A 25,316-nucleotide genomic window follows, 5' to 3' on the forward strand; every position below is an offset into this window, starting at 1 on the left:
CCTATCCCTTCCCCTCGGGTTCCTGTGATTCCGAATGGTCCGTGTCCCCAGGCGGCGTCACGTCACGAGGCACCTCCGGCAGCACGGGCGCAGGCGGCGCCGCTCCCGCCGCGGCCCGCTCCCCCGAGCGCATCCGCCCCGCCCGCAGGTCCGCCGTGAACGCCTTCGACTCCTGGATGTCCACGTTCTGATCCGCGACGAACGCCGTCAGCTCGTTGGCCCCCTCGCCCCGCACGCGCCCCGTGACGCCCCAGTGGTACGGCAGGCCAATCTGGTGCACCTGCTTCCCCTTCACCTTCAGCGGGCGGATGCGCTCCGTGACCAGCGCCCGGCACTCCAGGTCCCCGCGCGCCGTGGCCAGCGTGCACCAGTCCCCGTTCTTCAATCCCTTCTCGCGCGCCAGCTCCGGGGAGATTTCGCAGAACATCTCCGGCTGCAACTCGCTCAGCCAGGACAGCCAGCGCGACATGCCGCCCGCGGTGTGGTGCTCGGTCAGCCGGTACGTGGTGACGAGGTACGGATAGCGCGGGTCGCCCCAGGCCCGGTGATAGGGATTGTCCTTGCGCCTCCACTCCTCGCGCGTGGGGCTGCACTGCTGCGCGTAGAGCGGGTTGGGCACCACCGACTCCATGGGCTCGTAGTGCGTGGGCAGCGGCCCGTCCATCATCCCGCTGGGCGCGAAGAGCCAGCCCTTGCCGTCCGCCTGCAAGAGGAACGGATCATTGCCCGCGATGGTCGCCAGCCCCGTCGCGCCCTCGGGCGGCCGGTACTCCGGGGGCCGGTCCGCGATGAAGTCCGGCACGTCCTCGCCGGTCCACTTCTTCTCGCCCGCGTCCCACCACACGTAGCGCTTGCGCTCGCTCCAGGGCTTGCCGTTCGCGTCCGCCGACGCGCGGTTGTAGAGGATGCGCCGGTTGGACGGCCACGCCCAGCCCCACTCGGGCGCCACCCACGTCTGCTGCTGCCCCGGCTTGCGCCGGGCGGTCTGGTTCACGCCGTCCTTGAAACAACCCGAGTAGATCCAACAGCCGCACGCCGTGGAGCCGTCGTCCTTCAGCGCCGTGAAGCCGTCCACCGGCTCCCCGTCCGCCACCGAGTAGCCGTTGATCTCCTTCAGCACCGCCTCCGCCGAGGGCTCCTCATGGGGCCCCTGCGTGGGGTAGTCCCATGTCAAATCCAGCAGCGGCGCGTCCTTCGGATCCGTGGAGCCCGCGTAGAGCCGCCGCAGCTTGCGTCCCAGGTGATAGACGAAGTGCAGCTCGCTGCGCGTGTCGCCCGCCGGCTCCACCGCCTTGTGATGCCATTGCAAGAGCCGCTGCGTGTTGGTGAAGGTGCCGTCCTTCTCCGTGTGCGCGGCGGCCGGGAAGAAGAACACCTCCGTCTGGATGTCCTCCGGCCGCACCTGCCCGGACTGGATCTCCGGCGCCGTGCGCCAGAACTCCGCGGTCTCGATGAGCGTGAAGTCGCGCACCACCAGCCAGTCCAGCTTGCGCAGCCCCTTGCGCTGGAGCGCCCCGTTCATGCTGCCCACGGCGGGGTTCTCCCCCATGACGAAGTAGCCCTGGAGCTTCCCGTCCGCCATGTCCGCCACCGTCTGCATGTGCGAGTGATTGCCCGTCAGCCGGGGCAGGTGGTGGAACAGGTAGTCGTTGTCCTGCGTGGCCTTGTCCCCGAACCACGCCTTGAGCAGCGACACCGCGTACTTGGGGAACTCCGTCCACCAGCCGCTGCCGGACTTGTTCTTGCGGATGTAGTGCGTGAGCGAATCCGTGCCGCTCGCGCGCGGCATGGGCAGGTAGCCGGGCAGCAGGTTGTAGAGCGTGGGGATGTCCGTGGAGCCCTGGATGGACGCGTGCCCGCGCAGGGCGAGGATGCCGCCGCCGGGCCGGCCGATGTTGCCCAGCAGGAGCTGGAGGATGGCCGCCGTGCGGATGTACTGCACGCCCACGGAGTGCTGCGTCCAGCCCACCGCGTAGCAGAACGCGCTGGTGCGCTCCGGGTTGGAGTTGTCACACAGCGTTTCCGCCACCTGGAGGAACAGCGCCTCGTCCACGCCGCACACCTGCGACACCACCTTCGGCGTGTAGCGGGAGAAGTGGCGCTTCAAGAGCTGGAACACGCACCGGGGATGCTGGAGCGTCTCGTCGCGGTGCTCGTCGCGGAGGTCCACGCGGTGCTCGTGTCCACCCGCGCCCGCGCCCGGCTCGTCCGTCAGCTCCTTGTGGCCCGCCGCCGGCACCACGCCGGACACACCCTGGTACTGCCAGGTGCGGATGTCGTAGCGGTTGTCCTTGGGCTGGTAGCCGCTGAAGAGCCCCTCCAGTTCCTCCGTGTCCTGGAAGCCCTCGCGGATGAGCGTGGCCGCGTTGGTGTACTGCACCACGTAGTCACGGAAGTACCGCTCGTGCTCCAGCACGTAGTGGATGAGCCCGCCCAGGAACGCGATGTCCGTGCCCACGCGGATGGGCGCGTAGAGGTCCGCCACCGCGCTGGTGCGCGTGTAGCGCGGGTCCACGTGGATGACCTTCGCGCCCCGGGCCTTCGCCTCCATCACCCACTGGAAGCCCACTGGATGGCACTCGGCCATGTTGGACCCCTGGATGAGGATGCAGTCCGAGTGCTGCAGGTCCTGCTGGAACGTCGTGGCTCCACCGCGGCCGAACGTGATGCCCAGACCGGGCACCGTGGACGCGTGTCATATTCGAGCCTGGTTCTCCACCTGCACGACGCCCAGCGCGCTGAAGAGCTTCTTGAGGAGGTAGTTCTCCTCGTTGTCCAGCGTCGCCCCACCCAGGTGCGCCAGCCCCAGCGTCCGGTTCACCCACTGCCCTTGCGCGTCCCTCACCTCGAACGTCGCGTCGCGCGTGCGCTTCACGCGCTCGGCCACCTTGTCCATCGCCTCTTCCAGCGGGATGGGTTCCCACTCCGTGCCGCCGGGGCGGCGGTAGAGGACCTGCTGCACGCGTTGCGTGCCCGTGACCAACTGGAAGGTGGCGGCCCCCTTGGGACACAGCCGGCCGCGTGAGATGGGGGACTGCGGGTCACCCTCGATGTCGAGGATGCGCCCGTCGCGCACGTGCACCTCCTGCCCGCAGCCCACCGCGCAATACGGACAGATGGACTTCACCACCTGGTCCGCGGACTTCGTGCGCGGCGCGAGCGAGCGGCTCCGCGCCGACATCGCCGTGTCGCCCAGTGCCCGGCTGTCTCCCCGGGCGAACTGACGCAGCACCGGCCAGCCATTCAACAGGTCGCGGAACTTCAAGGCCGCTCCTCTCCCAGGACGCGCACGTGCATCCCCACGCTGAAGATGGGGACGCATGGCGGCGGGGGCCAGGGCCGCCAGCCCCGTGTCCACGTCCGGTAGCGGACGCGACAGCAGGCGGGCAGGCACGAAAACGCGCGGTCAAAGAAATCAGCCCGGGGGGGTCGAACCGTTGTTTCTCCATGGCTCCAAGGCCTCGTCCTGCTCCTTCCCCCTGGGGGCCGGAGTCCCCACAGCCACGCGACGGCCGGATGCGTGGCGGAAAGCGAGTGGAGAACCCGCATGACGGACAGTGCCCCTCTCATCCTGTTGATCGAGGACGAAGAAGACCTCCGGGATGCGGTCGCGACGCTGTTGGAGATGGAAGGCTATCGCGTCGCGCAGTGCATCCACGGCGAGGATGCCTGGAGCTGGTTGCAGTCCCATCCGCGTCCGGGACTGGTGCTGATGGACCTGATGATGCCGGTGCTGGACGGACAGGCCTTCCTCACGCGGCTGTCCCAGGAGCGCATGCTGGAAGGCGTGCCCATCATCGTGCTGTCTGGCAGTCCCTTCCATCCACCGGGCGCGGCGGCCTATCTGCGCAAGCCCGTGGCGGTGGCGTCGCTGATGGAAGTGGTGCGCCACTTCCTGCCGGCATCCGGGGAAGGCCCGGAAGGACCTCACACGTCGTGAAACATGTGTCGCATGGCGCGGCGCGTGCGCATCGAGGACTCGCGATGGCGCGAGACCTGTGGAATCCTCGCGCCCCGTCAGGTCCCCGCCTGGTCCATTCCCCCTCATTCAAAGGACGGCGCAGATGCCGGCTGGCACGCTGAATCTCCCCGAGGACGTCGCTCGTGACCTGGAAGCCCGTCTGGCCGCGACGGGGCCGGAGGAGACGAGCCGGGGCCTGTTCTTCCTGGGCGTGTTGGACGCGGTGCGCTTTCTGGGCGGACCGGACGCGGTGAAGCGCTGTCTGGCGCAGGTGGACGAGACCGCGGACTTCATCCCCATGCAGACCTATCCGTTCCCGCGCTTCCTGCGGCTGTCCTACGTGGCGGCGGAGCAGCTCTCGCCGCTCGTCGGCGGCCATGACGCGGCCCAGCGGCAGATTGGCACGCAGGCGATGCTGGACTTCCTCAACTCCATGTTCGCGCGCGACTTCGTGCAGCAGGCCGGTGGCGACCCGAAGCGGCTCCTGGAGTTGATGCACTCCGGCTACCGCACGGCGCTGAACTTCGGCGAGCGCTCCGTGGAGTGGACGGGCCCCACGTCGGGCCGGGTCATCATGAAGCGCTCGCTGATGCCGGTGCCCTACAACGAGGGCATCCTCCAGTCCGCGCTGGAGGTGACGGGCGTGCAGGACGTGCAGGTGCGCGGGCAGGCCCAGTCGCTGGTGGACGCCGTCTACGACGTCTCCTGGACGTAGCCTTCGAAGGCAGCCTGCTCCCTGGTCCGAGGGGTGGACGGGCGAGCGGGCAGGCACGCGGAGGATTCCGGGGGCTTGCCCCGTGCGAACGCCGGGCGGAAGGCCCACCTCAGGGCGAGGAGGGGCGAAAGCGCATGGCGCGTCACGAGGACTTGAGGGGACAGGTGGCCATCGTCACGGGCGCGTCGAGTGGCGTGGGCTGGCAGTCCGCGCTGCGGCTGGCGGAGGCGGGCGTGCGGTTGTGCGTCACCGCCCGGCGCCAGTCGGCCCTGGAGCGGCTGCGCATGGAGGTGCTCCAGCGCGGCGGTGAGTGCCTGGTGTGTGACGGCGACGTCACGGTGGCCGAGGACGTGGAGCGCGTGGTGCGCGAGTGCGTGGCGCACTACGGCCGCGTGGACCTCCTGGTGAACGCGGCGGCGGTGCAGTCCTACGGCTACTTCGACCAGCTGCCCTGGGAGCACATCACGCGCGTGTTCGACGTGTCGTGCTTCGGCTACTTCCGCTTCGCGCGCGCGGTGCTGCCGCACTTCCGGAAGCAGGGCCACGGCCACCTGCTCAACGTGCAGTCCATGCTGGCGGCGGGGGCCGCGCCGCTCTTGTCCGCGTACGCCTCCGCGAAGCACGCGACGCTGGGGTGGGCGCAGGCGCTGGAGATGGAGCTGGCCGGCACGGGCATCCACGTGTCCAACGTGATGGTGCCCTCCGTGTCCACGCCCATGTTCGACCACGCGCCCACGATGCTGGGGAAGAAGCCCGTGCCGGTGCCGCCCACCTACGATGTGGACCTGGTGGCCCGCGCGGTGGTGCGGCTGGCGAAGCGGCCGGGCCGCACGTCGGTGCCGGCGTTCCTCCAGGGGCGGCTGATGCTGTGGCTCAACGGCGTGGCGCCCTCCGTGGGCAAGGCGGTGCTGTCCCGCTTCGGCGCGCGGATGCAGATGACGGACGAGCCGCTGGACCGGCCCGAGGGCAACCTCTTCCTCCCCGTGGAGGAGGGCGTGGGGCCCCGGGGCAGCGTGCCGCCGACGCCCGCGTGGAAGCGCTTCACCGCGACGCTGGGCCTGGCCGCGCTCACCGGCGGCGTGGTGCTGGGCGCGCGCGGCCTGGTCCGCGCGGTGCGCTGAAGCCTCCGGCCACCCCCCGGACGGGTTCGCGGGACGCCGTTGTGGACGGGGAGTCCACACGGCGTTCTCTTTTTCTCAGCGCCATGCGTTCGGGGCGCTGATGGTGGGGTGTCAACGAAGTGTTGGGTGGGTTGGAAAACATCCTTTCGTTGCGGCGCTCTTTGGCTAGAAGGGGCCCCGCATGCGCACCGGGAAGGGTCGGCCGGGCGCGAACGAGGGGAGAAACATCGATGCGTGGAAGCAACAAGTGGACGGGCATGGCGCTGGTGGCGGGCCTCGCGGTGTCGGCGCAGGCGGTGGCGGCCGAGGAGCCGAACCTGAACGCGGACCCGGGCCGGTCGTCGTCGTTCGGCCAGGCGGGCCAGATGGTCATCAGCCAGGACCTCAACGGCTTCCTGGGCTACAACACCGCCTCCGAAGTGTTCCTCATCCGCCTGGAGCCGTCGGCGGACTACTTCCTCCAGCAGAACCTGTCGGTGGGCGCGTCCGCGCTGGTGGCCTTCGGCTTCGGTGACAGCACCGTCGTGGGCCTGGGCGTGCTGGGCCGCGTGGGCTACCACCTGCCGCTGGGCGAGCGCGTGTCGCTCTGGCCCAAGGCGGGCTTCGGCGTGCAGTTCGCCCACGTGCCGGGCGCCAGCGACGTGAACTTCGTCCTGGACTTCAACGCCCCCGTCCTGTTCCACCTCACGCCGCACTTCTTCATCGGCGCGGGTCCGCAGGTGCGCGCGGTCATCAGCCAGGACGTGGGCAGCCTGGGTTCGGAGCAGGGCTACTTCGCCGGCAACGACGTGACCCTCGGCATCACCACCACGGTCGGCGGCTACTTCTAGCCTCGGGCCTTCTCCGGCACCCCGGGCTTCGTGCCCGGGTGTCGGGGAATGCAGGACCCGTGACGTAGGCTGTGCTGGGTTGACGTCACGGGTTGGATGTGTTGGGTTGGAGGGTGCCATGTCCGTGCTTCCGTTCGCTCGCCGGCTGCCCGCGTTCGCCCCCCTGCATCCGCTGGGGAGGGGCCCGCTGGGCGAGTGGGTGTCCCTGGTTTGGCCGCTGGAGCAGGACGCGGTGGACGCGCGCCCGCTGGTGGTGAAGACGTTCCTGCTGGCGTCGGGGCTGGCGCCGGAGACGCGGCGTCCGTTGGAGGACGCGCTGGCGCGGGCGGTGCCGCTGCGGCATCCGGGCATCGCCAGGCTCCATGGCTTCCAGGTGGACGTGCGCGACACGCTGACGGTGGTGTCGGACTACGTCCCGGGCTGCTCGCTGGCCACGGCGCGCCGGCGGGTGCTGGGGCGGGGTGGACGGCCGTCGGAAGCGTTCGTGTGTCACGTGGGCGCGGAGGTGGCGGGAGCGCTCCAGGCCGCGCATGGCGCGCGCGTGGTGCACGGGGACGTGCGTGCGCACCGCATCCGCGTGGGACCTCGGGGCGAGGTGACGCTGACGGACTTCGGGCTCAAGTCCGCGCGTGCGCTGCTGCGCCGCTTCACGTCGCCGTCGCGGCCGGACGGGGTGGGGCTGCCCGAGCGCGAGGACGCGGCGGACTCGCCGGTGGAGGCGCGGGAGGACCTGCGCGCGCTGGGGCGGGTGCTGCTGGAGCTGGTGTCCGGGAACACGGCGGTTCCGGAGGACGCGGCCGGAGTGGACGCGGCGCTGGGCGGGGTGTCGCCCGCGCTGCGGGACGTGCTGCGTGGGGTGCTGCTGGATGCGCGCGGGGCGGACTCCGCGGTGGCGCTCCAGGCGGCTCTGCGCGACTGCATGGAGCGCGGCGTGGAGTGCCACGGGCGGGACGCGGTGGTGCGCGAGTTGGCGGCGCTGCCGGGCTCGGGGCCGCTGTCTCCGGTGGACGTGTACGTGGGCGCGGCGTCGGTGATGGCGGCCTCCGTGCCCGTGCGCGGGCGCACGCTGCCGTCCTGAGGCGCGGGCTCAGCGCGCGCGGCTCGCGAACCACCTCGCCGCGGCGCGGGTGACCTCCTCGGGATGCGGGGTCGTCTCGCTCGCCCAGGCGACGAACCCATCCGGACGCACGAGCAGCGCGCTCAATCCCAGACGGTCCCTGGCGTCGCTGGCCACGTACCGGACCGTTTCGCCCCAGAGGCCCTCCAGCGCCTGGAGCGACGCCTGGCGGTCGAAGTCCAACAGCACACCCGTTCCATCCCGGAGCAGGGCGCCGAGCCGCGTCCCGTCCTCCAATTCGAAGTCCGGGCAGCTGCGGCCCACCCACGGGTGTTCCCCGCCCAGGTCGTAGCGCAGGGACACCCCCCAGACGCGCTCAGCGAAGTAGGTCGCGCCGTCGCGCGTGTCGATGAGGTCGCGCAGGATGGCTTCGAGCGCGCGGGACGCGCGTTGGGGGCGCATCAAAGCCACCTGGGCGCGCGACCAGTCGAGGATGCTCGCTCCAACCGGGTGCCGCTCCGGGGTGTAGCTGTCGAGCAGACCCTCGGGGGCATCGCCTCGGAGGGTCGCGGCGAGCTTCCACCCGAGGTTCATGGCGTCTCCCAGCCCGAGGTTCAGGCCCTGGCCGCCCAGCGGTGAATGGATGTGCGCGGCGTCGCCCGCCAGCAGCACCCGTCCCTTGCGGTAGGTCGTCGCCTGGTACGCGCGGTCGGTCCAGGTCGTGGCGACGTGCAACGCCTTGAGGGTCACGTCCGTGCAGGACACGCGCCTCAAGACGGCTTGCACGTGCTCGAGCGTGAGCGGTTGGGTGCGGTGGAAGGCGCCGCCGTCGAAGTCGGCCAGCGCGATGACCCCGGGCTGCCCCTGGTTGTACATCCCAGCCGGCGTGTAGTGACGGCCCGGGCGGAGCTTCTCCGGGTCCGCGAGCTCGGCGTGGATCGAATAGCCGGTGAACTCCGGCTCGGTCCCCACGAACTCGAAGCCCCCTTGCTTGCGCACGGTGCTGCGTCCGCCGTCGCACCCCACGAGCCAACGCGCGCGAAGGCGCTGGGTGCCGGCATGGACGGTGACTTCGTCGGTCGAAACCTCGAAGCCTTCGACCCCCTGGCCGCGCTGGAGCTCCACTCCGAGGGAGAGCGCATGCGCGGTGAGGACGCGCTCGAGATGCTCCGTTTCGCTCCCCAACTGGGTGTCCGCCGGGCCCGGGAGCCGGTACGTCCACCGCGACGAGTCGATGTTGCTGGAGTCGAGCGCGATGCCCGCGAAGTGTCCGGCCGGCCCGCGAGACGGTGCTCCGGAGGCCATGGACGCGGGCCTCGGCGGGCCAGGGACCGCGGATGCAATCGGCTCCAGCAGTCCGCGCCGGTAGAACGCTTCGATGCTGGGGCCCCAGAGTCCTCTCCGTCCGAACGGGAGCCGCTTCAAGGGCGAGTGCGGATCCTCCGCTTGTTCCAGCACCAGCACGGAGCATTTCGCGAGCCGCAGCTCGCAGGCGAGGAACAGGCCGACCGGGCCGGCCCCCGCGATGATCACGTCGTAGACCATGGGATGCACTTTCAGCACGGTTGGAGGTCTGCGAACAGATGCGCCGGCCGGAGCGCTCCGTGCGGCACGCCTCGGACGCGGGTCGGGTGTTCCCGTGGACTGGCGGACGTCGTGCGTGCTGGCCGTGTGAAACGCGACGGGCCGTGAACGGGAGGCTGGTGATTGCCGCGAGGCCGCGCCCACAGTCGCGCCGCCTCTGGCGACCAGGCCCGCGGAGGCTTCCACGTTGGAAGGGGGGCCATGGCTCCGCTGTTCCGCCCGGGGACCGACTCGGTGCTGCGGGCGTTCATCGCCCTGGCCCTGGGTGTGCCCGCGGTGGCGCTGGCGGGCCTGCTGTTGCTCGCGCGCAACCCGCTGGGGCGGGGCTCGTTCACGCCTCATGAGCAGCCCCTTCCCTTCGACCACCGCCACCACGTGGGCGACGAGGGCATCCCCTGCGGCTACTGCCATGAGGGCGCGTGGCGCTCACCGGTGGCGGGAGTGCCGCCCACGCAGCGCTGCCTGGGGTGCCACGCGCAGGTGTGGAACGAGAGCGCCCGGCTGGAGCCGGTGCGCGCCAGCGGCTTCGACGGCGCGCCGCTGCCGTGGAACCGGGTGCACGCGCTGCCGGACTACGTCTGGTTCAGCCATCAAATCCACGTGAACAAGGGCGTGGGCTGCGTCACCTGCCACGGCCGCGTGGACACCATGCCGGCGGTGCAGCAGGTGGCGCCGCTCACCATGGGCTGGTGCCTGGACTGTCACCGCGACCCGACGCCGTGGCTGCGACCCGTGTCCGAGGTCGCGAACCTCACGTGGCGTCCCCAAGGAGACCCGAGGGAGACGGGCCGCGCGGTGCAGGCCGCGCTCGACGTGAACCCGAGGACGGATTGCAACACATGCCACTTCTGACCGACCCCGCACGGACGGAGGCCCTCGACACGCCCGGCGCTGACGGGACGGAGCCGGTGCGCGCGTGGCGCAGCCTGGAGGAGTGGCACGCGGGAGGGCCCGGACGTGAAGCCCTGTCACGCGAACATCCTCCCGGCGCGATGCTCCCGCCCGAGGGCGTGGCGCGGCGCACCTTCCTGCAAGCCGCGGCGGCGTCACTGGCGGCCGCGGGTTTCAGCGGGTGCTTCCGTCAGCCGCCGGAGAAGATCCTCCCGTATTCGACGCCGCCAGAGGGGCTGACGCCCGGTGTGCCGCTGCACTTCGCCACGGGGCTGGAGTGGAGCGGGCGCACGGTGGGGCTGGTGGTGGAGAGCCACGAGGGGCGGCCCACGAAGGTGGAGGGCAACCCGTTGCATCCGGCGAGCCTGGGCGCGGCGGGCATCTTCGAGCAGGCGTCGCTGCTGGGGCTCTACGACCCCGCGAGAGCGAAGGCCGCGCGGCTGCAAGGCGTGGAGGCCGCGTGGAGCACCGTGCGGGATGCCCTGCGAAAGCACGCCGGGCGCGAAGACCAGGGCGCGGGGCTGCGCTTCCTGGTGGAGCCCACGAGCAGCCCGCTGGTGCAGGCGCTGTACGCGCGCATCCAGGAGCGCTTCCCGTCCGCGCGCATCATCCCCTGCGGCGTGGCCCTGGCGGACGGGCGCCGCGAGGGCACGCGGCTGGCATACGGCAGGGTGCTGGACGTGGTGCACGACGTGGGGCGCGCGGTGGTGGTGGCGGTGGACGACGACTTCCTCGCGACCACGCACCCCGGGCACCTGCGCGCGGCGCGGGACTTCGTGAACGCGCGGAAGCCGGACGCGATGAACCGGCTGTGGGTGGCGGAGAGCACGCTGAGCATCACGGGCGGCTTCGCCGACGAACGGCTGCGGATGCGGCCGTCGCAGGGCGTCGCGCTGATGCTCGCGCTGGCGGAGGCGGTGGGGAACGGAGGGGACGGGAGCACGTTGGCCTCGGGGCTCGCGAGCCTGCGCGTCCCACCGACCGCGCTCACGGAGGCGCAGCGCGCCTGGGTGCGCGGCGCGGCGAGGGACCTGCTCGCGCACCGGGGGCAGGGGCGGGTGACGGTGGGCCCGCGCCAGCCGCCGCTGGTGCATGAGCTGGCGTTCGCGATGGACGAGGCGCTGGGCAACACGCCCCGGCTGCTCGAACCCGTGGCGCTCCCGGACGGAGGCCCGGAGGCGCTGACCTCGCTTCTGGGAGAGATGCGCGGGGGGCGGGTGGACACGCTGATCATCACGGCGTGGAACCCGGCCTGGACGGCGATGGTGGAAGCGGACTTCGCGCGCCACCTGGAGCGCGTCCCCTTCCGCCTGTACCACGGCCTCCACGAGGACGAGACGGCGGCGCTCTGTCCCTCCTTCGTTCCCGGGACGCACCCCTTCGAGTCCTGGCGCGACGGCCGCGCACCCGACGGCACCGCGTCCGTGCTGCAACCGCTCATCGCGCCCCTGTTCCCTGGAGCGGTCTCCGAGGTGGAGCTCCTGTCCGTCTTCGCGGGCGTGGAGTCGCGCAGCCCCTACGAGCTGCTCAAGTCCCTGTGGCGGGAACGCGCGGGCTCACCGCCGGACTTCGAGGCGCGCTGGGAGACGTGGCTCGCGGACGGCGTCATCCCGGAGACCCAGGCCCCGCCCGCGCGGGCCGTGCTGAACGAAGCCGAGGTGATTCGCGACGCGCGGGAGGTCGCGGGGTTGGAGTTCTCCCGGCCCATCGGGGCGATGCCGGACCGCCGGGCAGAGGCCCGCGCCAGCCACCTGCGGGAAGCCCCCGAGGGCCTGGAGCTGTCCCTGGTGCTGGACTCGCGGCTGTACGACGGCCGCTTCGCGGGCAACGCGTGGCTCCAGGAGCTGCCCGACCCGGTGACGAAGCTCACCTGGGACAACGCGGCGCTGCTCTCCCCGGCCACCGCGAGGGCCCTGTCGCTGGAGAAGGGCGACGTCGCGCGCATCGAGCTGCTGAGCCAGGCGGTGGAGGTGCCCGTGCTGGTGCTGCCCGGTCAGCCGGACGACACGGTGACGCTGGCGCTGGGCCACGGCCGCGAGCGCGTCGGGCCCGTGGGCCAGGGCGTGGGCGTCAACGCGAACGCGCTGCGGATCCCATACTGGCCGTGGGGCGGCACCACCGTGAGCCTCGCCCGCACGGGCCGCCATCACGCGCTGGCGCTCACGCAGGAACACTGGAGCATGGAGGGCCGCCAGCTGGCGCTCCAGCTCCCGCAGGCGTCCTTCCGCGCGAAGCCCCAGGCGCTCCGCTCGCTCCAGGAGGACGGTGAGCGGCTCTACCCGCCCAACACGCTCTTGAAGAGCGACCGCCACCAGTGGGCCATGGCCATCGACCTGCACCGGTGCACGGGGTGCAGCGCGTGCATGGTGGCCTGCCAGTCGGAGAACAACGTGCCGGTGGTGGGGCGCGACGGGGTGCTGCGCAGCCGGGAGATGCACTGGCTGCGAATCGACCGGTACTTCCTGGGCGACCCGGACGACCCGGGCTTCATCACCCAGCCCGTGGCGTGCGTGCACTGCGAGGCCGCGCCCTGTGAATACGTGTGCCCGGTGAACGCCACCGTCCACTCGGACGAGGGCCTCAACCAGATGGTCTACAACCGCTGCATCGGCACGCGGTACTGCTCCAACAACTGCCCCTACAAGGTCCGCCGCTTCAACTACCTGGAGTACCAGCGGCGGGAGCCCCTCGCGCGGCTGCGCCAGAACCCGGACGTGACGGTGCGCTCGCGCGGGGTGATGGAGAAGTGCACGTACTGCGTGCAGCGCATCGAACGGGCCCGCACCGTCGCGCGCGCGGCGCAACGGGACGTGCGTGACGGCGAGGTCCGCACCGCCTGCCAGCAGGCCTGTCCCACGGAGGCCATCACCTTCGGGGACCTGCTCGCGCCGGAGTCGCGCGTGCGCCGCGAGCACGAGGACCCGAGGCACTACAAGCTGCTCAACACGCTGGGCACCCGGCCGCGCACGGTGCACCTGGTCCGCCTGAAGAACCCGGCGCCGGAGGGAGGCGCATGAGCACGGCCGACCCGCAGGTGCCCGCGCCCGGGGATCCGCTCACCGAGCATCCGCTGCTGGAGGGGCGCCACTCCGACCGGGCCTACAGCGAGTCGCTGCTGGCCTTCGTGCACCGCCCCGCGGGCCGGACCTGGTGGGCGCTCCTGGGGCTGGGGCTGGCGGGGACCGCGGTGCTGGCGGTGGCGGTGGGGGTCACGCTCTTCGTGGGCGTGGGGACGTGGGGCAACAACATCCCGGTGGCGTGGGCGTTCGGCATCACCAACTTCGTGTGGTGGATTGGGATTGGCCACGCGGGGACGCTCATCAGCGCCATCCTGCTGCTGTTCCAGGAGAAGTGGCGCGGCTCCATCAACCGCTTCGCGGAGGCCATGACGCTCTTCGCGGTGACGTGCGCGGGGCTCTTCCCGCTGCTGCACCTGGGGCGGCCGTGGAAGTTCTACTGGCTGGTGCCGTATCCCAGCAGCCTGCGGGCGTGGCCGCAGTTCCGCTCGCCGCTGACGTGGGACATCGCGGCGGTGGGGACGTACCTCACGGTGTCGCTGCTGTTCTGGTTCGTGGGGCTCATTCCGGACCTGGCCACGGCGCGCGATACAGCGAGGACGCCCCGGGCGCGCTTCTGGTACGGGCTGGCGAGCCTGGGGTGGCGGGGCTCGGCGCGGCACTGGCGGCAGTGGCGCACGGGCTACCTGCTGCTGGCGGGGCTGGCCACGCCGCTGGTGGTGAGCGTGCACACCATCGTGTCCTTCGACTTCGCGGTGGCGCAGCTGCCGGGCTGGCACACGACCATCTTCCCGCCGTACTTCGTCGCGGGCGCGGTGTTCAGCGGCTTCGCGCTGGTGCTCACGCTGTTGATTCCGGCGCGCAAGGCGCTGGGCATCGAGCACGTGGTGACGCCGCTGCACCTGGACAACATGGCGAAGGTGCTGCTGGCCACGGGCTGGATGGTGGCCTACGGCTACATCCAGGAGCACTTCTTCGCCTGGTTCAGCGCGAACCCCTTCGAGATGCACGCCACGGAGGCCGAGTTCTCCGGGCCGTACGCGCCGCTGTTCTGGATGCAGGTGTTCTGCAACGTGGGGGTGCCGCAGCTGTTCTGGTTCTCCCGGCTGCGCACGAACGTGGCGGTGCTGTGGGTGGCGGCGCTGCTCATCAACGTGGGGATGTGGACGGAGCGCTTCCTCATCGTGGTGGCGTCGCTGAGCATGGACTTCCTGCCGTCGTCCTGGGCGGCGTACCGGCCCACGTGGGTGGACTGGAGCCTGCTGGGCGGCACGGTGGCGTTCTTCGGCACGGCGTTCCTGCTGTTCCTCAAGTTCGTGCCGGCCGTGTCCGTGAGCGAGATGAAGGAGCTCCAGCGTGAGGTGGACGCGTCGCTCCAGTTCCGGCGCGAGCAGGGCCCTCCGCCAGGCGGTGCGCCATGAGCCGCCACTGGGTGCTGGGGGAGTTCGCGTCCAGCGACGCGCTGGTGGCCGCGCTGAAGGACCTGCGGGCGAGGGGCTTCGCGCCGCTGGACGCGCACACGCCGTTCCCGGTGGAGGAGACGTTCGAGGCGCTGGGGCTGAAGCGCTCGTGGTTGCCGATGCTGACCCTGGGGGCGGGGCTGGGAGGAGCGGTGTTCGCGTACGTGACCCAGTGGTTCACGAACGCGGTGGACTATCCGTTGGACGTGGGAGGCCGGCCGCTGCACAGCGTGCCCACGAACCTGCCCATCACGTTCGAGCTGGGTGTGTTGAGCGCGGCGCTGATGGTCGTCGGCGCGCTGATGCTGCTCTTCGGCTTCCCGCACGTGACGCACCCGGTGTTCGACGTGGAGTCCTTCCGCAGCGCGTCCGTGGACGGCTTCTGGGCGAGCGTGGTGGTGGACGACGAGGACGCGTCGAAGGTGGAGGCGGCGCTGCGCGAGCTGGGCGCGCGGCAGGTGTCGGTGGTGGCGGAGGGGGCGCGATGAGGGGCTGGGCGCTCATGGCGCTGCTCGGGATGGCCGCGTGCGACGACACGGATCCGATGGCGTCCCAGCCGCGAGCGGAGGCGTTTAGGGCGAGCGCGTTCTTCGAGGACGGCCGGGCCATGCGTCCCCTGGTGCCGGGGACGGTGGCGCAGGAGTGGCGCACGCGTGGGGAGACGCAGGGCCTCACGGCGGAGGGGGGCTGGCTTCAGGCCGTGCCGGTGCCGTTGACCCGGCAGCTGCTGGAGGAGGGGCGCACGGCCTATGAGACCTGGTGCGCGGTGTGTCACGGGCTGACGGGAGACGGGGACGCCATCGTGGCCAGGAAGATGCCGCAGCGCCGGCCGCCCGGGCTGTTCGTGCCGCACGACCATGCGAAGCAGGTGGTCTACGGCGTCGCGGAGGGCGAAGCCCCGTACACCGGAACGCAGGCAGTGACCGCCAGGGTGGGACCGGAAGCATTCCCACTGCCCCAGCGGGTGGACGGGTGGGGGGCCGTGAGGGACACGGCCGATGCGGGGCGGCCCGAAGCCCCGGTCGCCTGGACGAGCGATGCGGGCTGGCCCCGGGCATGGGCGTCGTCCCACGAGGACCCGAAGTCGCTGCCGGGCAGCTCGCCACGGGCAGATGGTGGGCGGGCTGCGCAGCAAGCGCCGGTGAGCGACGCGGAAGCGGCACGGGCCCGGCAGGTGGCGCTCGTGGGGCCCCGAGGCCTCGCGATGGAAGGGCGGCTCAACGAGCCCTCCACGACGGGAGAATTGCCGCACCCGCCGGGCTTCTACTTCGCGGTCATCTCCCACGGCTTCGGCGTGATGCCCGCGTACGGCCCACAGCTCACGCCCCATGAACGCTGGGCCGTGGTCGCGTACCTGCGAGCCCTGGGCCGCAGCCAGAGAGCCCCGCTCACCGCCGCGCCGCCCGACGTGCAGGCACGGCTGCTCAAGGAGGTTGGAGCACGATGACGCCTCCGACTCCCATTGCGCTGGGTCCCTGGACCCCCATTCTGTACACCCCCCATCCGACACGGCTGTCCAAACCTGTCGGACAGTCGGACAGGTCTCCGAGGTCCGGATGGAACGGCAGCCCCCGCGACCGCGGCTGTCCAAACCTGTCGGACAGTCGGACAGGTCTCCGAGGTCCGGATGGAACGGCAGCCCCCGAAGCCGCAGCCATCCAAACCTGTCGGACAGTCGGACAGGTTTGCGCGATCCGGGTGGCACGGTCACTCCGGTCCGACCTGTCGGACAGTCGGACAGGTTTCCGCGGCCCGGGTGGATCGGCAGCTTCCGTCGAACACGGGCATCCAAACCTGTCGGACAGTCGGACAGGTTTCCGAACTCCGGGCGGCAGAGTCCGCGTCCGGCATTGCAGCCCAAACCTGTCGGACAGTCGGACAGGCTTCCGAACTCCGGGCGGCAGAGCCCGAGTCCGGCATTGCAGCCCAAACCCGTTGGACAGTCGGACAGGTTTCCGAACTCTGTGCGGCAGAGCCCGAGTCCGGCACGGCGGCCCAAACCTGTCCGACAGTCGGACGAGGTTCCCCGGCCCGGTTTGCGCAGCCTCCGTCCGGCATGACAGCCCAAACCTGTCCGACAGCCGGACAAGCTTCCGCGGTTCGGCGGATGTAGCCCCTGTGGGGTTCGGCCATCAGAACCTGTCCGACAGTCGGACAGGTTTTCGGCCTGCGCCGCCGACGGGGCGGTCCAGCCGGAAGCCCGCCTTTTCACCCAGGGGGACGAACTCCCTGGCCGATGGCCTGGCGTTCCCGTCCTTCGCGTGCGCCACCGTCCGGACCTGGCCCGGCCAGGAGGTTGGCGCGCGATGACCTCTCCCGTGCTCCCACGCTTCGAGGGCGGACAGCGGGCGCTGGGCATCAGCGCCGTGCTCGGCGTCGTGGGGCTTGCCGCCACCGCTGTCGGCGCCTTCCTCGATGTGCGTCAGGCCCTCGCGGGCTACCTCTTCGGCTTCACCTACTGGCTGGGCCTGTGCCTGGGCGCGCTGCTGCTGCTCGCCTCCTTCCATGCGTCGAAGGCGCGCTGGCCCGTGGTGCTGCGCCGCGCGCTGGAGGTTTGCGCCGCCACCGCGCCGCTGTTCCTCGTGCTGTTCGTGCCCCTCGCGCTGGGAATGCGGCACCTGTATCCCTGGGTCGCGCCGGCCGCGGACCTGGGCGAGCACACGCTGCAGGTGCTCGACCACCGGCGGCTCTACAACAACGTGCCCTTCTTCCTGGTGCGCGCGGCGCTGTACTTCGTCACCTGGGGGCTGGTGGGCCACCTGCTGTACCGCTGGTCCGTGCGCCAGGACGCGACGGGGGACCTGCGCTGGACGGTGTGGCAGCGGCGGCTGGGCGGAGGCTCGCTGCCCGCGCTGGGCCTCACGTTCTCCTTCATGACGCTGGACTGGATGATGTCGCTGGAGGCGACGTGGCAGTCCACCGTCTACGCCGTCCACGTCTTCTCCGGCGCGTTCGTGGGCGCGCTGGCCTTGATGATCATCGCGGGCGCGGCCACGCGCGGCACGCAGCACTTCGGCAGCTTGATGTCCCCGGGCCACTACCACCGGCTGGGCACGCTGATGTTCGCCTTCATCTGCTTCTGGGCCTACATCGCCTATTCGCAGTTCATGCTCATGTGGGTCGCCGCCCTGCCGGAGGAGGTGAGCTGGTACCGCGTCCGCCTGGAGGACGGCTGGGGCGTGCTGTCGCTCGTGCTGGTGCTGGGCCACTTCGTCATCCCCTTCGCGCTCCTGTTGTCGCGCGAGCTCAAGTCGCGCCCGCGGGTGCTGGGGGCCGTGGCGCTGTGGATGCTCGCGATGCACGCCGTGGATGTCGCGTGGCTGCTGTTCCCCTCGCTCTCCCCGGAGCGCGTCGTCATCCCCTGGACGGCGCTCACCGCGTGGCTGGGCGTGGGCGGGCTGTCCGTGGCGGCGGCCCTCTGGCGCTCACGCGGCGGCTACCCCGTGCCCGTGGCGGATCCGTATCTCGTCCACTCGCTCCAGGTGCGCCCGCCATGAGCGAAGCCCGTCCACCGCCTCCGGAGCTGGAGAAGCTGCCCACCGCGTGGCTGCTGCGCGTCGGGGCCGTGGCGCTGGCGCTGCTCGCGGCGGCCAGTGTCGCGGCGTGGGCCCTGTGGGTCCTCTGGCGTCCCGGAACCGAGAGTCCCCTCCCCCCGCCTCCGGGCACCCAGCAGATCGGCATGCTCGACCAGCCTCCCTTCTCGCTGGACCGGAGAGCGGACGAACTGAAGGCGCGGCAACGCGAGCGGCTGGACGGCTACGGCTGGGTGGACGCGGACGCGGGCGTCATCCACCAGCCCATCGACGCGGCCATGCGGCAACTGCTCTCCGAAGGTGAAGGGGGCGCGCGATGAACGAGCTGCTGCGCCGCCTCTTCTTCCTCCCGGAGCAGGGCTCCACCTTCGCGGTGAAGGTGGACCACCTGCACTACGTCCTGCTCCTCACCACGTTCGCGGTGGCGGTGGGCATTGGCGCCGTCGGCCTGTTCTTCCTCGTGCGCTACCGCCGGCGCACGGCGTCCGACCCCACGCCGCGCGTGGTGGCGGCTCCGTGGATGGAGGCGCTGTTCATCGGCGTGCCGCTGTCGCTGTTCCTGCTCTGGTTCGTCCTGGGCTTCAAACAGTTCGTCTGGGTGATGAGCCCGCCCCAGGACTCGCTGGACGTGTACGTCACCGCCAAGCAGTGGATGTGGAAGTTCACCTATCCCGGGGGGCCGAGCGCCATCGACACGCTGGTGGTGCCTGCGGGCCGGCCCGTGCGGCTGCTCCTCACTTCGAGGGACGTCATCCATTCCTTCTACGTGCCGGACTTCCGCATGAAGCGGGACGCGATCCCCGGCCGCTACACCGACCTCTGGTTCGAAGCGCCGAAGCCCGGACGCCATCAGGTGCTGTGCGCGGAGTACTGCGGGCTGGACCACTCGCAAATGCGCGGGGAGGTGGTGGTGCTCTCGCCCTCGGACTTCGAGGCGTGGCGGGACGCGCAGCGCCGCAACCTGCCCGTGGCCGCGCTGCCCGGCGCCCGCACCCCGGAGTCCATGGCCGTCCGAGGCGAACGCGTCGCCGCCGCGCAGGGGTGCCTGCAATGCCACACCGTGACGGGCGCGCCGCACATCGGCCCCACGTGGCTGGGGCTCTATGGCAGGACGGAGCCGCTCGAGGGCGGCGGCGCCGTGCTCGCGGACGAGGCGTACCTCACCGAGTCCATGATGGATCCGCTGGCGAAGGTCGTGGCCGGCTACGCGCCCGTGATGCCCGGCTATCACAGCCGGTTGAGCGCGGAGGACACCGGCGCGCTCGTGGAGTTCATCAAGTCCCTGCGTCCCCTGCGCCCGGGAGTCACCGCGGCCGAGGAGCCCGTCTATGTTCCCACCGGCCGCTGAGTCCTACCTGTCGGACGGGCGCACCGTGTGGTCGTGGCTCACGACGCACGACCACAAGCGCATCGGGGTGATGTTCCTGGGGCTGACGCTCTTCTTCTTCTTGCTGGGTGGCCTGTTCGCGCTGGCGCTGCGCATCGAACTGCTCACGCCCGGCCGCACCGTGATGGGCCACCTGGCGTACAACCGGATGTTCACGCTCCACGGCGTCACCATGGTGTGGCTGTTCATGATTCCGGCCATCCCGTCCGCCTTCGGCAACTTCCTGGTGCCGCTGATGATTGGCGCCCGGGACGTGGCCTTCCCCCGGCTCAACCTGGCGTCCGTGTACCTCTACGTGCTGGGCGCCAGCGTCGCGCTGTGGGGCATGTTCGAGGGCGGCGCGGACACGGGCTGGACCTTCTACACGCCCTACAGCACGACCACGGGCACGGCGGTGCTGCCGGTGCTGATGGGCGTGTTCATCATCGGGTTCTCCACCATCCTCACCGGGCTCAACTTCATCGCCACGGTGCACACGCTGAGGGCGCCGGGCCTCACGTGGATGAAGGTGCCGCTGTTCGTCTGGGCCATCTACGGCACGTCCATCATCCAGGTGCTGGCCACGCCGGTGCTGGGCATGGTGCTGCTGCTGGTGGCGCTGGAGCGGGTGGTGGGCGCGGGCATCTTCGACCCCGCGCGCGGGGGAGACCCCATCCTCTTCCAGCACCTGTTCTGGTTCTACAGCCACCCGGCCGTCTACATCATGGTGCTGCCGTCCATGGGCGTCATCAGCGAGGCGGTGTCCGCCTTCAGCCGCAAGAACGCCTTCAGCTACCGGATGATTGTGTATTCCACGCTGGGCATCGCGTTCGTGGGGTTCTTCACCTGGGGCCACCACATGTTCGCGTCCGGCCAGTCCACCTTCGGCTCGGGCGCGTTCGGCGCCATGTCGATGCTGGTGGCCATCTTCACGGCGATCAAAATCTTCTCCTGGCTGGGCACGCTCTACCGGGGCTCCATCGCCATCGAGTCGCCGCTCATCTACACGCTGGGGTTCATGTTCTTCCTCTTCTTCGGGGGGATGATTGGCGTGGCGTACGCGACCACGTCGTTGAACCTGCACTGGCACGACACGTACTCGGTGGTGGCGCACTTCCACTTCATCATGGTGGGGGCGACGGTGATGGCGTTCCTGGCGGCGCTGCACTACTGGTTCCCGAAGATGTTCGGCAGGTGCTTCCCCACGAAGCTGGCCAACGGCGCAGCGGTGTTGATCATCTTCGGCTTCATCGCCACGTTCGTGCCGCAGTTCCTGCTGGGGAACCTGGGGATGCCCCGGCGGTACGCGGACTATCCGCCGCACTTCCAGTCACTGCACGTGGCGTCCACGGCGGGCGCGTCCCTGCTGGCGTTCGGGTTCCTGGCCATCGCGGGGTATCTGGCGTGGAGCCTCCGCCATGGCGCGGTCGCGGGAGACAACCCCTGGGGCAGCGAGGGCTTCGAGTGGCGGAGCGCGTCCCCGCCGCCCACGCACAACTTCACCACGACGCCCGAGTACCCCACGGGTCCGCACGAGTACGCGCGGGAGGAGGTGCCGCATGCCGCCTGAGGCCGTGACGGAGCACTGGGGTTCCGAGGACGCGCGCAAGCAGGCGGCGTACCTGGGCATGTGGGTCTTCATCGCGACGGAGGTGTTGCTGTTCGCGGGGTTGTTCACGGCCTATGGCGTGTATCGCTCGGTGTACCCGGAGGTGTTCCGGGCGGCGCAGCTCACGATGGACGTGGGGTTGGGCACGCTGAACACGTTCATCCTGGTGACGAGCAGCATCGTGGTGGCGCTCGCGGTGCACGCGGTGCGGGAGGACAGGCCGGGGCTGGGCGGAGCGTTGCTGCTGGTGGCTGCGCTGTTGGGAGTCGTGTTCTTGGTGGTGAAGGGCGTGGAGTACGCGCACCACGTGAGGGACGGCGGGCTGCCCGGGGACGCGTACCGGTTCACGGAGGTGCCGCGCGTGGGGGCGAGCCTCTTCTTCACGCTGTACTACCTGCTGACCGGCTTCCACGCGCTGCACGTGACGGTGGGCGTGAGCGTGTTGACGGTGCTGGGCGTGCGGTCCGCGTCGGGGACGTTCGGAGCGGGGTACGCGACGCCGGTGGAGCTGGGTGGCATGTACTGGCACCTGGTGGATGTCATCTGGTTGTTCGTCTATCCCATCCTGTATCTGTCATGAGGAGCGGGCCCGTGACCGAGGACACGGTGGAGAAGCCGGGGCGTCAGCTGGGCGTGGCGGGCGTGCTCATCGTGGGCGCGGTGCTACTCGCGCTGACGGCGCTGACGTACGGGCTGCACAAGCTGCCGCACGGCGCGTGGTCGCTCCCGGTGGCGCTGATCATCGCGGGAGCGAAGGGGCTGCTCATCGCCCTCTTCTACATGCACTTGCGAGAGCAGCGCGCGAGCAACGGGCTGGTGCTCATCACGTCGGTGGTGTTCGTGGCGGTGTTGCTGGCGGTGTGCGTGCTGGAGACGCGCACGCGCTTCCGTCCCACGATTCCCCCGGGCCCGTTCCCGGTGGAGGCGCTGCCGGGCGCGATGGAGGACCCACGGAGCGCGAGGCCACCGGAGCCCGCGGGGCCCCGGGAGCCGTGAGGGTCAGTCCTCTTCCCGAAGCCAGAACCAACGTCTTTCGGAGTGGAGCGCGCCGGCAAGGAACTCCGAGAAGGAGTTGGCGATCTGTGTGCAGTAGTACGGGTCTGGGAACGCTTCCCGGTAACCGTCGATGATGGGGTAGCGCCCGCCGGCTTGCTGGCCCACGTCCACGAGGACGTAGTTGCTGTCGTGGAGTGCGCACGCGACGTACCAGGACGCGGGACCGGACCTGTCGCTGTCGTCCTGGAGCATGACCGTCCGTGCGCGGCGAATCATGGCCAGCGGGAGGAAGTGGAAGTCCGGGTCGATGCGGTCGAACAGCTTCGCGCCGTCGCAGTGCAGGTAGAACGCGCGCATGTCCGGGTCCAGCCGCCATCCCATCCGGGCTTCGAACGCCTCGAGTTGATCGGGCGTCGCGGGTGGATTGGGGAAGTGGTGCCGTGACACCTCCTCCAGCAGCTCGGTCATCGTCGGCATGGGGCTACTCTCCGTAGGGGTAGCTTCCCCCCGCGGTGGTCCATGGGGGCTGACTCGCGTAGCACTGGTTGTAGAGCCCCAACAGCGTCTCGTGAATGTCCTTGGGGTAGGGGATGATGTTGTCCCAGTCGGTGGGGTTGCCTCCGTGCTTGAGGTCGCGAACGTGGTGCGCCTGGTATGGCGACCCATCCGCTTCGCGAGGCCACTCGCCGAACTTTTCGGACCACCGCTCCCGGAAGCCATCGCGGATGGACTTCCACTTCGCCCGCGCCGAGTCGTTCTGGGCCTTGCTCAGCGTCGGGTAGTTGCAGCAGCAGTTCGCCATGCCGAAGCGGCTTCCGGCGCGCACGATATCGCCCACGAAGTCCATCTTCACGTCCGCGAGCCAGATGCAGCCCTGGAGGGCGAGGCCCTCTCCTGAGCACTTGTCCCGGCAGTAGTTCATGAGGTTGGGGCTACACTGCCAGGGGCCGTAGTAGATGACCGTGCGGAAGTTGCCACCGCCCGGGACCCGCACCTCCGGTCCCACCCATCTCCGGATGCCCCCCGTCGCGGTCATCACGCCCTCCGCGCATGCTGCGAGAAGGACCAACGCAGAGAGCAGAAGGATCCAGGTGCGCCCGCGAGATTTGCTGAAAGGAATTGGCATGCCGCCGCACGCTAGCGGCGCCTTCTGACGTGCTTGAGGGCCACGGGCTCAGCGCGGGCCGTGGCCCTGGGGGCTGGGGCGGCGGGCCATGGCCGCGTCGCTTGCGTCCTGGAAGGAGCGGTTGACGCTGGCGTCCAGCAGATGCAGTTGCCGCTCCAGCTCCTCACGCCGGAAGGGTGGGGCCACGCTCAGCAGGTCCTGCACCAGGAAGCGCAGCCGCCGCGCGACCTGGATGTCCCCCGCGCCGAAGAGGCGGATCTCATCCACGGCGAGCCGCACGTAGGTGTCCCAGTCCGGCCGGGGGCAGAGCAGCCGCGGCGCCCCGGTGTCGTCCACGCGGGAGGGGGACGGAAAGCGCCGGTGCACCATGCGGCGCAGCAGGTCGTGGAGCGGGTCGATGGCCTGCACCGCCGTGGTGGGGTCGTTGATGCCGGGAGACAGGGCCCGCTCCGCCACGTCCACGAGCTGGCGGAAGCCAAACGCGGTGTCCTGCTGGAGCGTCCGCTCCGGGCCCGTGCCCACCGCGTCCACCAGGGCCTTCACGTCGAGCTTCGCGGCGTCCCCCCACACCTCGAAGAGCGGCGCGCCGTGCGGCACGAAGTCGCCCATCATCGGGACCAGCCCCACCAGCACGCCGGCCTTCTTCGCGCTGGCCAGCAGCCGGTCCTCGTCCACGGTGACGAGCACGCCGGAGGCACCCCCATGGGGCACCACCAGCGAGGGCGGCACGGCCGGCCGCTGGAGCTCCGGCTCGCGCGTGTCCTGCCCCACGCCTTCCGGATACATCCGCTCCAGCGTTGCGCAGGTCTCCTCCCGGATGCGGCTCAGGATGACCACCGCGCGGATGGACTGGGCGACGTGGTGGATGAAGAAGATGAACGCCCCCACGGACAGCAGCACCAGCACCAGCGCCAGCCACACCGAAAGCGATGGCACGTGGGCCTGGATCTGCAACTCCTCGGAGGTTCCCCGCACGCTTCGCAGGGTCAGCAGGGCGTAGACGAAGGTGCCCACGAAGACGCCCAGGGTGAGCTGGCTCTGCCGGTCGCTCAGGAACGTGCGCAGGATGCGCGGCGAGTACTGGTTGCTCGCCTGCTGGAGCACGAGGATGGTGACGGAGAAGACCAGGCCGGAGAACGTCATCATCGACGAGGCCACGGTGCTGAGCACGGATCGCGCCCCTTCCGGTCCGCCGCGGAAGAGGTACCAGGCGGACTCCGTCTGCCGCAGCCGCGCGTCGAGCGCCTCGGCCCCGGAGGACAGGGCGACGGCCGCCGCCACGCAGAGGACGGGGAGCAGCCAGTAGCTCGTGCCCAGCGTCTCCGCCAGACGTGTGGAGCGCAGCCGGGTGAGGGCGTGCGAGACCGCTCCTTGGCTCATGGAGAAGACGTTATGCACGCCGGGCATCCGTCACGCGCGATGAGCGGCTGCTCGCCTGGCGGCTTGAGACATCCCGCCGGCCCGGGGCGTGCGACGGCGTGGCGCTGACGGCCCTCCCGCTCAGGCCGCTTGCTTCAGGAGCTGGAGTCCCCGGCGCAGCCGATCCATGCGGGTGAGGACGTCGCGCGCGGCGGGCACCGTGCCGAGCGCCGCGCCGAAGGCGATGTGCAGGAGGAACAGCATCGCGGACGGGGCTTCGCGCGAGAGTGGAGGCGAAGCGAAGGGGATCATCAGCCGGGACATCACGGCCCACAGGCCCATGCCGTACAGCACCCCGAGGCAGAGCGCCGCGACGGCGGTCCCCCGGCGTGGCAGCAGGAGCGCGAAGCCCGTGGCCAGTCCGCCCGCCATGGCGAAGTGGATGAACAGGCCGAGCAACACCCCGCCGGCTCCGTGGGCCGTGCCATCGCGGAAGAACAGCCCCGCCACGAGGAGCGCGGGCCTCCAGGGCTCACCGTACAGCACGCCCGAGAACGCGCAGGCGAGCACCGCCATCAGGAAGGCGCCCAGCGTCCCCGCGAGCGCTCCGGGGAGCACGACGTCGCGCGGGAGGTTCCAGGACTCCACCGCCGCGTCCACCGCCCGGGTCCGCTTCCGCTTGCGCATGCCC

At 70.6% G+C, this 25,316-nt stretch carries 22 protein-coding genes; 16 read left to right on the forward strand and 6 right to left on the reverse strand.

The window, feature by feature from the left end; all coding sequences use genetic code 11:
• Position 1: 1 nt before the first annotated feature.
• Positions 2-3,322, reverse strand: a complete 3,321-nt coding sequence (fdh, locus tag JYJ93_RS03560) for a formate dehydrogenase (RefSeq protein ID WP_206800067.1) — start codon at positions 3,320-3,322, stop codon at positions 2-4.
• Between the two features lie 225 nt (positions 3,323-3,547).
• Between fdh and JYJ93_RS03565 the strand changes: the two genes are divergently transcribed.
• The 5 genes from JYJ93_RS03565 (at position 3,548) to JYJ93_RS03585 (ending at position 7,705) form a co-directional block, all read left to right on the forward strand.
• The gene (locus JYJ93_RS03565; protein ID WP_206786567.1) at positions 3,548-3,940 is read left to right on the forward strand and encodes a response regulator; all 393 of its coding nucleotides are present in this window, start codon (positions 3,548-3,550) and stop codon (positions 3,938-3,940) included.
• 124 nt (positions 3,941-4,064) lie between these two features.
• A complete protein-coding gene (locus JYJ93_RS03570; RefSeq protein ID WP_206786568.1) occupies positions 4,065-4,676 on the forward strand; it encodes a DUF2378 family protein in 612 nt (203 codons plus the stop codon).
• A 134-nt stretch (positions 4,677-4,810) separates the two neighbouring features.
• Positions 4,811-5,797: an SDR family NAD(P)-dependent oxidoreductase gene (locus tag JYJ93_RS03575; protein ID WP_206786569.1), complete on the forward strand. Its 987-nt coding sequence runs from the start codon at positions 4,811-4,813 to the stop codon at positions 5,795-5,797.
• A gap of 230 nt (positions 5,798-6,027) precedes the next feature.
• Entirely contained in the window at positions 6,028-6,627 is a 600-nt protein-coding gene (locus JYJ93_RS03580) for a hypothetical protein (RefSeq protein WP_206786570.1), read from the forward strand.
• Between the two features lie 118 nt (positions 6,628-6,745).
• Positions 6,746-7,705, forward strand: coding sequence for a protein kinase (locus JYJ93_RS03585; RefSeq protein ID WP_206786571.1), 960 nt, complete (start codon positions 6,746-6,748; stop codon positions 7,703-7,705).
• Positions 7,706-7,714: 9 nt separating this feature from the next.
• On the opposite strand, the gene JYJ93_RS03590 is transcribed toward JYJ93_RS03585, so the two are convergent.
• Positions 7,715-9,229 carry an FAD-dependent monooxygenase gene (locus tag JYJ93_RS03590; RefSeq protein ID WP_206786573.1) on the reverse strand — a complete coding sequence of 505 codons (1,515 nt, stop codon included), beginning with the start codon at positions 9,227-9,229 and terminating at the stop codon, positions 7,715-7,717.
• Between the two features lie 240 nt (positions 9,230-9,469).
• Here JYJ93_RS03590 and JYJ93_RS03595 point away from each other — a divergent pair, with 240 nt between their 5' ends.
• The 11 genes from JYJ93_RS03595 to JYJ93_RS03645 all read left to right on the forward strand — a co-directional run bounded on the left by JYJ93_RS03595 (position 9,470) and on the right by JYJ93_RS03645 (position 22,140).
• Entirely contained in the window at positions 9,470-10,120 is a 651-nt protein-coding gene (locus JYJ93_RS03595; protein WP_206786574.1) for a cytochrome c3 family protein, read from the forward strand.
• Positions 10,108-13,176 (forward strand): TAT-variant-translocated molybdopterin oxidoreductase, encoded by a 3,069-nt coding sequence (locus tag JYJ93_RS03600; protein WP_206786575.1) that lies wholly within the window; start codon positions 10,108-10,110, stop codon positions 13,174-13,176. Before JYJ93_RS03595 ends, JYJ93_RS03600 begins: the two co-directional genes overlap by 13 nt.
• On the forward strand, positions 13,173-14,597 hold the full coding sequence (nrfD, locus tag JYJ93_RS03605; RefSeq protein ID WP_206786576.1) for an NrfD/PsrC family molybdoenzyme membrane anchor subunit: 1,425 nt from the start codon (positions 13,173-13,175) through the stop codon (positions 14,595-14,597). Before JYJ93_RS03600 ends, nrfD begins: the two co-directional genes overlap by 4 nt.
• Positions 14,594-15,124, forward strand: a complete 531-nt coding sequence (locus tag JYJ93_RS03610) for a DUF3341 domain-containing protein (protein ID WP_206786577.1) — start codon at positions 14,594-14,596, stop codon at positions 15,122-15,124. The genes nrfD and JYJ93_RS03610 overlap by 4 nt, the downstream gene beginning before the upstream one ends.
• Positions 15,125-15,138: 14 nt before the next feature.
• Positions 15,139-16,083, forward strand: a complete 945-nt coding sequence (locus tag JYJ93_RS03615) for a cytochrome c (protein ID WP_242543654.1) — start codon at positions 15,139-15,141, stop codon at positions 16,081-16,083.
• Positions 16,084-16,942: 859 nt separating this feature from the next.
• Positions 16,943-18,133: a hypothetical protein gene (locus JYJ93_RS03620; RefSeq protein WP_206786578.1), complete on the forward strand. Its 1,191-nt coding sequence runs from the start codon at positions 16,943-16,945 to the stop codon at positions 18,131-18,133.
• Complete coding sequence (locus JYJ93_RS03625) at positions 18,130-18,489, forward strand: hypothetical protein (protein WP_206786579.1); 360 nt, start codon at positions 18,130-18,132, stop codon at positions 18,487-18,489. Before JYJ93_RS03620 ends, JYJ93_RS03625 begins: the two co-directional genes overlap by 4 nt.
• Positions 18,486-19,517 carry a cytochrome c oxidase subunit II gene (gene coxB, locus JYJ93_RS03630; protein ID WP_206786580.1) on the forward strand — a complete coding sequence of 344 codons (1,032 nt, stop codon included), beginning with the start codon at positions 18,486-18,488 and terminating at the stop codon, positions 19,515-19,517. Before JYJ93_RS03625 ends, coxB begins: the two co-directional genes overlap by 4 nt.
• Positions 19,498-21,105, forward strand: a complete 1,608-nt coding sequence (locus tag JYJ93_RS03635; protein ID WP_206786582.1) for a cbb3-type cytochrome c oxidase subunit I — start codon at positions 19,498-19,500, stop codon at positions 21,103-21,105. The genes coxB and JYJ93_RS03635 overlap by 20 nt, the downstream gene beginning before the upstream one ends.
• A complete protein-coding gene (locus JYJ93_RS03640) occupies positions 21,095-21,724 on the forward strand; it encodes a cytochrome c oxidase subunit 3 family protein (RefSeq protein WP_206786584.1) in 630 nt (209 codons plus the stop codon). Before JYJ93_RS03635 ends, JYJ93_RS03640 begins: the two co-directional genes overlap by 11 nt.
• An 11-nt stretch (positions 21,725-21,735) precedes the next feature.
• Positions 21,736-22,140, forward strand: a complete 405-nt coding sequence (locus JYJ93_RS03645; protein ID WP_269012904.1) for a cytochrome C oxidase subunit IV family protein — start codon at positions 21,736-21,738, stop codon at positions 22,138-22,140.
• Positions 22,141-22,143: 3 nt separating this feature from the next.
• On the opposite strand, the gene JYJ93_RS03650 is transcribed toward JYJ93_RS03645, so the two are convergent.
• The 4 genes from JYJ93_RS03650 to JYJ93_RS03665 all read right to left on the reverse strand — a co-directional run bounded on the left by JYJ93_RS03650 (position 22,144) and on the right by JYJ93_RS03665 (position 25,312).
• Entirely contained in the window at positions 22,144-22,617 is a 474-nt protein-coding gene (locus JYJ93_RS03650) for an SMI1/KNR4 family protein (protein WP_206786588.1), read from the reverse strand.
• Between the two features lie 4 nt (positions 22,618-22,621).
• The gene (locus JYJ93_RS03655; RefSeq protein ID WP_206786590.1) at positions 22,622-23,176 is read right to left on the reverse strand and encodes a hypothetical protein; all 555 of its coding nucleotides are present in this window, start codon (positions 23,174-23,176) and stop codon (positions 22,622-22,624) included.
• A 138-nt stretch (positions 23,177-23,314) separates the two neighbouring features.
• Positions 23,315-24,646, reverse strand: a complete 1,332-nt coding sequence (locus tag JYJ93_RS03660; protein WP_206786593.1) for a DUF2254 domain-containing protein — start codon at positions 24,644-24,646, stop codon at positions 23,315-23,317.
• 120 nt (positions 24,647-24,766) lie between these two features.
• Positions 24,767-25,312, reverse strand: coding sequence for a hypothetical protein (locus JYJ93_RS03665; protein WP_206786595.1), 546 nt, complete (start codon positions 25,310-25,312; stop codon positions 24,767-24,769).
• Between the last annotated feature and the right edge of the window lie 4 nt (positions 25,313-25,316).

It is taken from the genome of Corallococcus sp. NCSPR001 (genome assembly GCF_017309135.1).
In the GTDB taxonomy this organism is placed as follows: domain Bacteria; phylum Myxococcota; class Myxococcia; order Myxococcales; family Myxococcaceae; genus Corallococcus.